The 11,294-nt window shown below is 67.1% G+C and carries 15 protein-coding genes; all 15 read right to left on the bottom strand.

Annotated elements, in window-relative coordinates; translation table 11 throughout:
• Positions 1 to 123: 123 nt before the first annotated feature.
• Complete coding sequence (locus tag E0E05_RS07705; RefSeq protein WP_131616184.1) at positions 124 to 1,053, bottom strand: flagellin N-terminal helical domain-containing protein; 930 nt, start codon at positions 1,051 to 1,053, stop codon at positions 124 to 126.
• Between the two features lie 301 nt (positions 1,054 to 1,354).
• A complete protein-coding gene (locus E0E05_RS07700; protein ID WP_131616183.1) occupies positions 1,355 to 2,278 on the bottom strand; it encodes a flagellin N-terminal helical domain-containing protein in 924 nt (307 codons plus the stop codon).
• 192 nt (positions 2,279 to 2,470) lie between these two features.
• The gene (gene fliP, locus E0E05_RS07695) at positions 2,471 to 3,214 is read right to left on the bottom strand and encodes a flagellar type III secretion system pore protein FliP (protein ID WP_131616182.1); all 744 of its coding nucleotides are present in this window, start codon (positions 3,212 to 3,214) and stop codon (positions 2,471 to 2,473) included.
• Entirely contained in the window at positions 3,211 to 3,786 is a 576-nt protein-coding gene (locus tag E0E05_RS07690; RefSeq protein ID WP_131616181.1) for a flagellar basal body-associated FliL family protein, read from the bottom strand. Before E0E05_RS07690 ends, fliP begins: the two co-directional genes overlap by 4 nt.
• Positions 3,787 to 3,814: 28 nt before the next feature.
• Positions 3,815 to 4,534: a flagellar basal body L-ring protein FlgH gene (locus tag E0E05_RS07685; protein ID WP_244598002.1), complete on the bottom strand. Its 720-nt coding sequence runs from the start codon at positions 4,532 to 4,534 to the stop codon at positions 3,815 to 3,817.
• A complete protein-coding gene (locus E0E05_RS07680) occupies positions 4,534 to 5,046 on the bottom strand; it encodes a MotE family protein (RefSeq protein ID WP_131616180.1) in 513 nt (170 codons plus the stop codon). The genes E0E05_RS07685 and E0E05_RS07680 overlap by 1 nt, the downstream gene beginning before the upstream one ends.
• Before the next feature lie 11 nt (positions 5,047 to 5,057).
• Positions 5,058 to 6,161, bottom strand: a complete 1,104-nt coding sequence (locus E0E05_RS07675) for a flagellar basal body P-ring protein FlgI (protein ID WP_131616179.1) — start codon at positions 6,159 to 6,161, stop codon at positions 5,058 to 5,060.
• A complete protein-coding gene (gene flgA, locus E0E05_RS07670) occupies positions 6,161 to 6,622 on the bottom strand; it encodes a flagellar basal body P-ring formation chaperone FlgA (protein WP_131616178.1) in 462 nt (153 codons plus the stop codon). Before flgA ends, E0E05_RS07675 begins: the two co-directional genes overlap by 1 nt.
• Before the next feature lie 6 nt (positions 6,623 to 6,628).
• Entirely contained in the window at positions 6,629 to 7,417 is a 789-nt protein-coding gene (gene flgG, locus E0E05_RS07665; RefSeq protein WP_131616177.1) for a flagellar basal-body rod protein FlgG, read from the bottom strand.
• A 12-nt stretch (positions 7,418 to 7,429) separates the two neighbouring features.
• On the bottom strand, positions 7,430 to 7,744 hold the full coding sequence (gene fliE / locus E0E05_RS07660; protein WP_131616176.1) for a flagellar hook-basal body complex protein FliE: 315 nt from the start codon (positions 7,742 to 7,744) through the stop codon (positions 7,430 to 7,432).
• Positions 7,744 to 8,160, bottom strand: coding sequence for a flagellar basal body rod protein FlgC (gene flgC / locus E0E05_RS07655; protein WP_131616175.1), 417 nt, complete (start codon positions 8,158 to 8,160; stop codon positions 7,744 to 7,746). The genes fliE and flgC overlap by 1 nt, the downstream gene beginning before the upstream one ends.
• Before the next feature lie 5 nt (positions 8,161 to 8,165).
• A complete protein-coding gene (flgB, locus tag E0E05_RS07650) occupies positions 8,166 to 8,543 on the bottom strand; it encodes a flagellar basal body rod protein FlgB (protein ID WP_131616174.1) in 378 nt (125 codons plus the stop codon).
• A 69-nt stretch (positions 8,544 to 8,612) separates the two neighbouring features.
• On the bottom strand, positions 8,613 to 9,239 hold the full coding sequence (locus E0E05_RS07645; RefSeq protein ID WP_131616173.1) for a hypothetical protein: 627 nt from the start codon (positions 9,237 to 9,239) through the stop codon (positions 8,613 to 8,615).
• Complete coding sequence (locus tag E0E05_RS07640) at positions 9,220 to 10,578, bottom strand: FliI/YscN family ATPase (RefSeq protein ID WP_131616172.1); 1,359 nt, start codon at positions 10,576 to 10,578, stop codon at positions 9,220 to 9,222. Before E0E05_RS07640 ends, E0E05_RS07645 begins: the two co-directional genes overlap by 20 nt.
• Positions 10,559 to 11,293, bottom strand: a complete 735-nt coding sequence (gene flgF / locus E0E05_RS07635) for a flagellar basal-body rod protein FlgF (protein WP_131616171.1) — start codon at positions 11,291 to 11,293, stop codon at positions 10,559 to 10,561. The genes E0E05_RS07640 and flgF overlap by 20 nt, the downstream gene beginning before the upstream one ends.
• Position 11,294: the final 1 nt, after the last annotated feature.

Below are 11,294 nucleotides of genomic sequence, written 5' to 3'. Positions count from 1 at the left end.
CAGAACTTTGTCCCGAGGTTAGGGGCTCAAACTTGCGTGAAGGTGATGGCGGGGGCCGCAGGCGCCGGCCTCAACGAAAAAGGGCCGCCCCGAAGGACGGCCCCGGCATGGAGTTCAGGACGATCAGCCGCGGAAGAGCGACAGGATCGACTGGGCGTTGCTGTTGGCGATCGAAAGGGCCTGGATGCCGAGCTGCTGCTGCACCTGAAGCGCCTGCAGCTTGGTCGATTCGGCGCTCATGTCGGCATCGACGAGCTGGCCGACGCCACGATCGATGGAGTCCATCAGGGTCGAGACGAAGTCGGTCTGCAGATCGATGCGCTTCTTGGCCGAACCGAGGTCGGATGCGGCGTCGGTCATCGCCTGCAGCGCCGTCTCGGTGATCGTGATCATGCCGTCGATGTCGACCTCGTTGAGGTTGGCGGTGTTCAGATCGAGATCAGAGACCGAGGCGGCAACGTTGGCGGCACCGCCCGTTGTCGCGGTGTTGTCGTCGAGGATGCCCGTGGCGCCGGCGTTCGCGTCGAAAAGGGCGATGGCCGACTTGTCGACGGTCAGCGTGCCCACCGAGACGGCGCCGGTGGCGTCGCGGTTGAACGAGGAGACGATGCTTTCGGTCGCCGCGTAGCCGGCGGCGCTCGAATCGACGTTCAGCCAGTTCTCGCCGTTGAACGCGGCGGAGTTCGAGATCGAGGTGAGCTGGTTCTGCAGCTCGTCGATTTCGGTCTGGATCTTGGAGCGGTCGACGCCGGGCTCGCGCGCGGCGACCAGCTTGGCCTTGATCTCGTCGACCACATCGATGGCCGAATTGACCGCGGTGTAGGCGATGTCCACCTTTGCCGCGCCGAGACCAAGCGCGTCCTGCACGGTGCCGAGCGCCTTGTTGTCCGAACGCATGGTGGTGGCGATCGACCAGTAGGCGGCATTGTCGGCAGCCTCGGCCACCCGGAAGCCGGTCGAAATGCGCGCTTGAGTCGTTTCCATCTGGCTGTTGGTGCTCTGCAATGCACGCAGAGCCGTCATCGCAGACACGTTTGTCATCAAGCTGGACATGAAAAGCCCTTTCTAACTATCCGCACACAAGCGACAATCCAGCTTCGGCTGGTACAAGGAGGAAGCCTCATGCCGTGCCGACGACACATGCGCCGGCAAACGATCGCTATCAATTCATTAAGGTAAACAGGAATGGCTAACAAAAACTAAACGCCCTGCCCCGCACGATCGCGGGGGTGGCGAAAAACGCGCAGATCGCGCGTTTGCGGCTCTCAAACGCGAAAAGGACCGCGCTGGCGCGGCCCGAACGTGAAGGGGCCGCCCGAAGGCGGCCCCATCGTCAAGCGGAGCTCGCTTGCGATTAGCGGAACAGCGACAGGATGGCCTGCGAGTTGCCGTTGGCGATCGACATGGCCTGGATGCCGAGCTGCTGCTGAACCTGCAGAGCGTTCAGGCGAGTCGATTCGGCGCTCATGTCCGCGTCGACGAGCTGGCCGATGCCGCGGTCGATGGCCTGCATCAGGTTGCCGACGAACTCGTTCTGCAGATCGATGCGCTTCTTGGCCGAACCGAGGTTCGAAGCGGCGGTGGTCATGCCCTGCAGAGCCGTCTCGACGCCCGTGATCATGTTGTCGATGTCGGTTTCGTCGATGTTGGCGGCGGTCAGGTCGAGGTTGGCGACCGTCACGGTCACCGCACCGGCACCGGTGGTGGTGAATTCGGTATCGAGGATACCGGTCGCACCTGCGTTGGCGTCGAACAGGGCCGTGGTCGACTTGTCGACCGACAGCGTGCCGACGGACACGCCGCCGGCGGCGTCACGGTTGAACGAGGACACGATGCTTTCGGTCGCCGAGTAGCCGGCGGCGCTGGAGTCGACGTTCAGCCAGTTCTCGCCGTTGAAGCCGGCCGAGGTGGCGATCGAGGTCAGCTGGTTCTGCAGTTCGCCGATTTCCGACTGGATCTTGGCGCGGTCGACGCCCGGCTCGCGCGAAGCGACGAGCTTGGACTTGATCTCGTCGACGACGTCGATCGCCGAGTTGATGCCGGTGTAGGCGATATCGACCTTGGCGGCGCCGAGGCCGAGCGCATCCTGCACGGTGCTGAGCGACTTGTTGTCCGAACGCATGGTGGTCGCGATCGACCAGTAGGCAGCGTTGTCGGAGGCTTCGTTGACGCGCAGGCCGGTCGAGATGCGGGCCTGGGTGGTTTCGATGGCGGCGTTGGTCTGCTGGAGCGACTTCAGGGCGGTCATTGCAGACACGTTGGTCATCAAGCTGGACATGTGTGTCCCTTTCTACTCGGTACAAACAAGGGACATTCCGGAAAGCCCGGTACGGCAGGGGTGGCATCATGCCGGCCGCAACGGCGGCGCCTGCTGTTGATAGCCGTTATAGGGGGCAGACATTAACGCACGCTGAAACAACCCCCCGCAATTTCTTGCAAGGTTCGCGCAAGGCCCGTGGCGTGCGCGCTCTCAGACGAACGAGCGCACCAGGCTGCCGACGAGCAGGTTCCAGCCGTCGATCATCACGAAGAACAGGATCTTGAACGGCAGCGAGATGACCGAAGGCGGCAGCATCATCATGCCCATCGCCATGATGATTGTCGCCACGATCAGATCGATGACGAGGAAAGGCAGGACGACGAGGAACCCGATCTCGAAACCGCGCCGGATCTCCGAGATCATGAAGGCGGGGATCAGGATGCGCAGGTCGATCTGCTCGTTGACGACCACTTCCTGTCCGCGCTCGCGCGCAAGATCGGTGAACAGGTTCAGGTCCTCGTCGCGCGTGTTCTCCAGCATGAAGGTGCGGAACGGATCGACGATCTCGCCGAGCGCCTGCTCCTCGCTGATCTGGTTGTTCAGAAGCGGCTGCAGACCGTTCTGCCAGGCGCGGTCGAAGACCGGCGACATCACATAGAAGGTCATGAACAGGGCGAGCGAGATCAGGATGATGTTGGCGGGCGTCGACTGCAGGCCGAGACCGGTGCGCAGGATCGAGAAGACGATGACGAAGCGGGTGAAGCTCGTCACCATGATCAGGATGCCGGGCGCGATCGCCAAGACGGTGATCAGCCCGAAGAGCTGGATGATGTTGGCGCTGGTCAGCCCACCGATCTCGTCGGGCAGCGTGAACCCTTCGAGGGCCTGCGCCGCCGCCGGCAGCGGCGCCAGCACCAACAGCGCCAGCAACGCAATGGGAACGAGTGGCCTCATTCGAGCAGCAGCGCCTTGACGAAGATGCGCTTGACCGCGCCCTCGGTGCGCATCGCGGCGCGGGTTTCGAGATCGGTCACCAGATGCTGGAAGCCGCTGGGCATGGACAACGCCCGAAGGCGCGTCGTGCGCATATAGGCGAGAAGGTCGGCATGCACGGCCTCGAGCGTGGCTTCGTCGGGGCCCTCGCCGTCCTCGCCCGCATCGACGGCCATCGACAGTTCCATCCGCACCCAGACGTCCGCGGGCGTTCCGATGTTGGTGGTGATGGGATCGAGCGCGATCACCTTGAGCTTGCTGTAGTCGGGACCGCGAACGCCGCTCGCCGCGCCCTGCCCGTGCGCGTCGCCCTCCTCGGCCGCCGCGTGCGCATCGTCGGGTTCGGGCTTGTCCGGTCCGGCCGCCACCGGCGCGTCCGATTCGCTTGAAACGATCATCGGCGCGAACAGCACCTTGCCGGCCGCAAATCCCGATCCGCCGGCCAGCAATGCGGCGACGAGGAGGAACACCATGACCATGATGGTCGATGTGCCCTTCTCTTCCTTCTCCTCTTCGGCGATGTCCTCGGCCATGCCGTCTGAGCCCCGGGTCGTTGCCGTTCTAGAACGGTGAGATGCGGTCGATGAACTGCTGCCCGTAGGGCGGTTGCTGCACTTCGGCGATATGGCCGGTTCCGCCATAGGAGATGCGGGCCTCGGCGATCCGGTCGTAGGCGATCGTGTTGGACGGATCGATATCGGCCGGACGCACGATGCCGGCCACGGTCAGAATGCGGATCTCGGCATTGACGCGCACCTCCTGCGTGCCGCGAATGACCAGATGTCCGTTCTGCAGGACGTCGACCACCGTCGCCGCCACGCGCAAATCGATCCGCTCGGACCGGGAGGTGGCGCCCTCGCCGGAGAAATCCGTATCGCCGCCGAAATTGGCGTCGGCCGATCCGCCGCCGCCATTGCCGTTCAGTTCGGCATTGGCGCCCAGCCGCCAGGAGCGCGTGGCGCTGCGCGAACGCTCCGAATCGCTCTGAAGCTGGGCGCGATCGGCGATGTCGATCAGCACGGTCAGCGTGTCGCCGCGCGTCAACGCCTTGCGCGCCGTGAACAGGCTCGCCGTCCGGTCGTCCCAGGTCGAGTACTTGTTGACGGGCTGGCCGGGATATTTGGATTCGATCAGCGGCGGGGGAAGCTGATTGTCGATGCCCGAACCCACCGGCGACAGGGCCGGCGGGTGGCCGAGATCCTGTGTCGCCGCGCAGGCGCTCAGGACGAGCGCCGCGCCCAGCGCCGGGACGATCCGCATGGCTGCTGCAGCAATCGGCATCAGCCGTCTCCCGCGGGCAGGTCGGTGTCGCCCACCGCCGCCATGATCTGCGTGATCAGCGCGGCGTCCTCGGTCGACATCTCGTTGAGGATCGCCGCCGAGGTGCGCGGCTTGAGCTTGGTCAGAAGAGCCGCCGAAAGCTGCGGCGGGATCTGTTCCATCCGTTCGGCGGCCGCGTCGGGACGCATGTTGGAATAGACAGCGACCAGCCCCTCGCTCGCGGCTTCGGCGAACTGCTCGCGCTTTTCGGCCCATTGCTCGAAGGCGGCACGCTTGTCCTCGAGTTCGACGATCTTCGCCTCGATCTCGGCCCGAAGCGCCTCGAGTTCCTCGCGCTGGATCGCGTAGCGCCGTTCGCGCGCCTCGTCGACGATGTTGGTGCAGAAGTTCTGCACGTCGGCGGGCGCCTGCGTCTGGGTGTGGGCGGCGACCGGAAACAGGGCCGAACCGGCTAGTGCGCAGGCGGCGACGGCGAGGCGGGAAAGCGATGCGGCGTTGCGATGCATGGTCATGGCGTTTCCGTTCATTGGACGACCAGTTCGGCGTTGAGCGCGCCGGCGCTCTTGATCGCCTGCAGGATGGAGATGATGTCGCGCGGCTGCACGCCGAGCCGGTTCAGGCCCTCGACCAGGCTCTGCAGGTCGACGCCATCGATCGTGCCGATCTGCGTGCCTTCCTCGTCGATATCGATGAAGGTGGTCGGCTCGACGGCGGTGACGCCGTCGGAGAACGGCGCGGGTTGGACGACGTTGGGCGCCTCGGTGATGCGCACCGTCAGCGCGCCATGGCTGACGGCGACACGCGCGACGCGCACGTCGGCGCCGATCACGACCGTTCCCGACTTCTCGTCGAGCACCACGCGGGCCGGCTGGTCGGTCTCCACCCCGATGTTCTCGATGGCGGCGATGAAGCGGGCGGGTGAAACGTCCTTGGGCTTGTTCAGCCGGACGGTGCGCGCGTCAAGTTCCTTGGCGACGGCGTGGCCGAAGGCGTTGCGCGCATGCGCGTTGATCGCGTCGGTGATGCGCACGGCGGTGGAGAAGTCGGGGTTTCGCAACTGCAGCAGGAAACCGCCCTCGCGGCTGAAATCGACCGGCACCTCGCGCTCGACGATGCCGCCGCCGGCGATGCGGCCGGTGGTCGGCGTGCCTTGGGTGACGGTCTCGGCCTGGCCTTCGGCGGTGAAGCCGGACACCGACACCGATCCCTGAGCGACCGCATAGATCTGCCCGTCGGCGCCCAGCAGCGGCGTCATGACAAGCTGGCCGCCGCCCAGCGAGGTGGCATCGCCGAGCGAGGAGACGGTGACGTCGATGCGCGCGCCGGAGGTGGCGAAGGCCGGCAGGTTGGCGGTGACCATGACGGCGGCGATGTTCTTGAGGCGCGCCCGGCCCTCTGCGGTCGCGACGCCCAGCGTGTCCAGCATCGAACGCATCGACTGCTCGGTGAAGGGGGCGTTGCGCAGGCTGTCGCCGGTTCCCTGAAGGCCGACGACGAGGCCGTAGCCGATCAGCTGGTTGTCGCGGCCGCCCTGCAGCACGGCTATATCCTTGATCCTGGACGTGGCGAGCGCGTCGGTCGCCATGATCGCGACCAGGCAGAGCGCGCAGGCGATGGCGCGGAGCATCAGCACACCTCGGCGAGCGCGGGCGAACGGACGGTGGCGCAGACGGTGCGACCGTTCTGGGCGTTGCGTACGCGGATCGTCTCGCCGACCGCGCCGTCCTCGAGCGCGATCGCCTTCATGACGATCGACAGCGGCCCTTCCTCGAGACTGACCGAAATAGTCGAACCCTGCTGCACCGCGTGCGGCGCGCGCAGCATGTCGGGCGCGATGGCGCGGCCCGGCAGCAGGGTACGCGTGGCAACCATGCCGGCGAGCTGGTTGCGGCTGCGCACGACAGGATAGTCGTCGGGAATGGACCGGGTGTGCTGGCGAATCGCGACGTTGGCGGTATCGATCGTCTGTCCGGGATAGACGATCCGCTCGACCACGGCGTATTCGCGCGCCGGATCAGCAATGGCGGCGCCGAGCGCCACCATCTGCACAAGGATTGCCCCGATCGCGATCCATCCCGCTGCGCGCACCGCCCATCACCTCAAGCCGTTGGAAACGGTCGCCAGCATCTGGTCGGATGCCTGGATGACCTTGGAATTCATCTCGTAGCCGCGCTGTGCGGCGATCAGTTCGGTGATCTCTCGCACCGGATCGACATTGGACTGCTCCAGATAGCCCTGGCGCACGGTGGCGAAGCCCGGATCGCCGGGCACGCCGACGACGGCGGGACCGGAAGCCTCGGTCTCGGCATAGAGGTTGCCGCCGAGCGGCTTGAGGCCGGCATTGTTGGAGAAGGTGGCAAGCGTGAGCTGGCCGATCTCCTGCATCTCGGTCTGGTCGGCGACGCGCACATAGACCTGGCCGCTCTCGTTGATCGAGATGTCGACCGTGTTCTCGGGAATGACGATGTCGGGCTGCACGTTGTAGCCGTCCACGGTGACGATCTGGCCCTCGGCATTGGTGTTGAACGATCCGGCGCGGGTATAGTGGGTGACGCCGCCGGCGCCCTCGATCTGGAAGAAGCCCTCGCCGGTCAGCGCCAGGTCGAGCTGGTTGTTGGTCGAGTTCAGCGCGCCCTGAAGATGGATCTCGCGGACGGCCGCGGTGCGCACGCCAAGACCGATGTGGCTTCCCTCGGGGACGATGTTCTCGTTCGCCCGGTTCGGCACGCCGGCGACGCGCTCGACCTGGTAGAGCAGATCGGAAAACTCCGCCCGGGCCCGCTTGAAGCCGGTCGTGTTCACGTTGGCGATGTTGTTGGCGATGACTTCCAGATTGGTCTGCTGGGCGTTCATGCCGGTGGCGGCGATGGCAAGGGCCTTCATGCGCTGTACTCCTCAGATCGCCATGCGGGTCATGTCGAGATAGGCGGTCACGATCTTGTCGCGGATGGCGACGGCCGCCTGCAGGTTGCGTTCGGCCTCCATGACGGCGTCGGTCACCTGCCGCACGTCCATCTCGCCCTGCATGCCGGCGATCGAGGCGCTTTCGGCGCCCTTGACGGAGTTGACCGACGCGGCGATCTGGTCGCGCATGATCTCGCCGAAGGAAACACCGCTCGCCGCCGCGCCACCGGCGGCGGACTGGGCCGACTGGGTCAGTTCGGTGCGGGCGAAGCCGGCGCCGGCGACGGCCTGGAGCTGTTCGATCATCAGCGTCCCCTCATCAGGTCGATGGTCATGGAGATCAGCTCGCGCGCCTGCTTGAGCACTTGGAGGTTGGCCTGGTAGCTGCGATTGGCCTCGCGCATGTCGGCCATCTCCACGATCGGGTTGACGTTCGGCAGCTTGACGTACCCGTCAGGGTCGGCGGCCGGGTGGGAAGGATCGAATTCTTGGACGAAGGCGGTGCGATCGACGCCGATCTTGTCGATCTCGACCATCGACACCTGGGAAGCGCGGTCGAGCGCGCTCTGGAAGGCGATCGTCTTGCGCGCGTAGGGATCGGCGCCGGGCGTGTCGCCGGTCGAACTGGCGTTGGCGATGTTCTCGGAGACCACACGCAGGCGGGTCGATTCGGCGTGCAGCCCCGAGCCCGCGACCTTCAGTGATGCCGTCAGCGCATCCATGAGCCCTACCCCTTGCTGACCATGAGCGTCATGCGGTGAAAGGCGGCGACGACCGCCGTGTTCAACTCCATGCCGGCACGGACCTGGTTGGATTTGGCAAGCTCGGTCTCCAGCACCACGGGACCACCGACCGTCTGCATCGTCGCGCGCGTGGCCTCGCCCTCGACCGCGCCCTGCCCCTTGGGAACGCCCACATGTTCGGGATGGGTGGCTTCGAGCCGGACCTGGGCCACCTTCACGTGCTCCTCGAAGGGCGCGACGTCCTGGGCCTGATAGGTGCGCACGTTGGCATTGGCGATGTTGCTGGCGACGGCCGCCTGGCGGACCGAAAGCCAGTCGGCCTGGCGTGCGGCAAGATCGAACAACTGCACCGGTGTCATCATGACATCCTTTCACTTGGCGTGAGGATATCGGCGGTGACTTGCGCGTGGCTTGCCGGATCCGGGTCCGGATCAGTCGAAGCGGACCTCGGTGCGGTCGGCGGCGACGATCCGGGCGGCCGCGCCGCGCCCGACGACGGCGGTCACGCGCCGCCCGTCCGGGAGCATCGCGCCGGGCCGGACGATGTAGATGCCTTCGGCGTCGGCGATCAGCGCCAGTCCCCGGCCCGCGTCGAGCAGGCGGTAGACGCGCGCGGCCGCCTCGCCGTCGGGAATGCTGGCGGTCGTGATCGGGTCGACGCCTGGCGGCGTCGCCTCCTGTTCCTCGTCGGCCTGGCCGTCATCGAGCGGAACGGCGGCCGAGGTGAACGGGTTCGGCGGCTGCTCGGCAGGCACTTCGCGCGGCGGCGGATCGCCGGCATAGGTGCCGGCGACCATGTCGAACAGCGGCGCGCGCCCGTCTTCGAGCGCGATCACGTCGGCGGGGATTTCGCCGCCGCGCGAGAACTGGAAGGTGGGCGGTCCGTAGCGCGCTTCGTTCAGGTGCACGTCCCACGGGAACCATACCGCAAGGGCGGCAAGGCCGAGGGCGGCACTCCACACGATGACGTCGCCGGCCCGGGCACGGCGCAGGCTGCGCCAGGCGCGGCCCAGCCGGCTGCGGCGCCAGCGGCGCCGGTCAGGACTTCTGGGCACCATCGCGCAGCACTCCGGCAAGTTCGGCGAACGGGTCGATCGAGGGCGGGTCGGACGGGCGCTGGTTGAGCGCCCTGTAAAGATGCGGCACCGTGCTGACGGCCTTGTCGAGTTCGGGGTCGCTGCCCGGCTTCCAGCCGCCCAGCAGGCGCAGGTCGCGGGTTTCCTCGAACCGGGCCATCATGGAGCGCAGGCTGGCGACGAGATCGGCCTCCTGCGGCTTCCAGACCCGTGCCGACAGGCGCGAGATCGAGGCGAGCGCGTTGACCGGCGGATAGCGCCCGCCATCGGCGATCGACCGTTCGAGGACCAGATGGCCGTCGAGAATGCCGCGCATGGTGTCGGCGACCGGGTCGTTGTGGTCGTCGCCGTCGACCAGCACCGTGGCGATGGCGGTGATTGAACCGCCGTTCGGCCCGCCCGGCCCGGCCCGTTCGAGCAGCATCGGCAACTCGGAGAAGACGGTCGCCGGATAGCCGCGCTGCACCGGCGGCTGGCCGGCCGAGATGCCGGTCTCCCGCAGCGCATGCGCGTAGCGCGTGACCGAATCAAGCAGGTAGAGGACGCGCTTGCCCTGATCGCGCAACGCCTCGGCGAAGCGCATCGCGAGCGGCGCCGCGCGCCGGCGCATCACCGCGCTCTCGTCGCCGGTCGCCACCACGATGAGCGATCTGGCCATGGTCTCCTCGCCGAGCGTGTCCTCGACGAATTCGCGCACCTCGCGCGAGCGCTCGCCGACGAGACCGACGACGACCGCGTCGAAGCCGCCCCCGCGCGCCAGCATGGACAGAAGCGTGGACTTGCCGACGCCGCTGCCGGCGAAGATGCCGAAGCGCTGGCCGACGCACAGCGGCGTGAACAGGTCGATCACCCGAACGCCGGTGCGGAACGGTTCTGCGACGCGCACCCGGCCGAGCGCGCCGAGCATCTCGGTCGGCTGCGATTGCGTGCCGCGCGGCAGCGGCCCCTTGCCGTCCATCGGCTCGCCGAGCGCGTTGACCACGCGGCCGAGCCAGCGCGCGTCCGGCACCGGATCGATGTTGCCCGCGTGCAGCGCGATATCGCCGACCGAAACCCGGTCGAGCGGTGTCACCGGCGCGATGACGAACTGTCCGGCCTCGACATGGAGCACTTCGCCCAGCGCCCGGCTGGCCGGGCTGCCGAAGCGGACGATGTCGCCGATGCAGGCGGTCCGGGGCAGCCCCTCGACCACGACACCGTCGGGCCGGACGGCCGTGACGAGCCCGCCGCGCGCGACAAGGCTTTCCGCCGCAGGCAGGGCGCTCAGACCGGCGGCGAGCGCCTCGAGGGTGGGACCGGTGTCAGCCGCGGTGGAAGGCATTGATCAGCTTGGTGAGCGAATCTTCGGTGGACCGGATCGCCGCGCTGGCATTGTCGAAGCTGCGCTGGACCATGATGAGCTGGGTCAGTTCCTCGACCGGGTCGACGTTGGACTGCTCGACATAGCCCTGCACGACCGTCACGTCGGGCGCATCGACGATCGGATCGGGCAGACCGCCGGCGAGAATGCCCGAATCGCCGTGCCGGACAAAATCGGGGCCGGGCTGGAACGCATAAAGGCCGAGCGCGCCGACCTGGGCGCCATCCTGGCGGATGAAGCCGTCGGCGCCCACCTCCAGCGTTCCGCCGCCGGGGTCGACCTCGAGCGGCGCGCCGCCCGGATCGAGGACCGGGTGCCCGCCCAGCGAAACGACGGCACCCTCCCCCGTCACCTTGAAGCGGCCGTCACGGGTGACGGCGATGCCGGCCGGCGTCTCGAGCGCGAACCACGCATCGCCGTTGATCGCGAAATCGAGCGGCGAGCCGGTCTTCTCGATCCCGCCGGCCTCGGTGTTGGCGAATTCGGCCCCGTCGGAGGCGAAGGCGATGACGGTGTTGCCCTCGGCGGCCTGCTGGCGCGCGACGACGTCCTCGAATTTCACCTCGGCGGCGCGGAAGCCGACCGTGCGCGTGTTGGCGATGTTCGAGGAGATCGTCGTCAGCCGCTTTTCGAGCGCGATCTGCGCAGAAAGCCCGACCGTCAAGCCATCGTTCATC

This window comes from Roseitalea porphyridii, from assembly GCF_004331955.1.
Lineage (GTDB): Bacteria > Pseudomonadota > Alphaproteobacteria > Rhizobiales > Rhizobiaceae > Roseitalea > Roseitalea porphyridii.
This window is presented reverse-complemented; position numbering and strand designations above follow the sequence as displayed.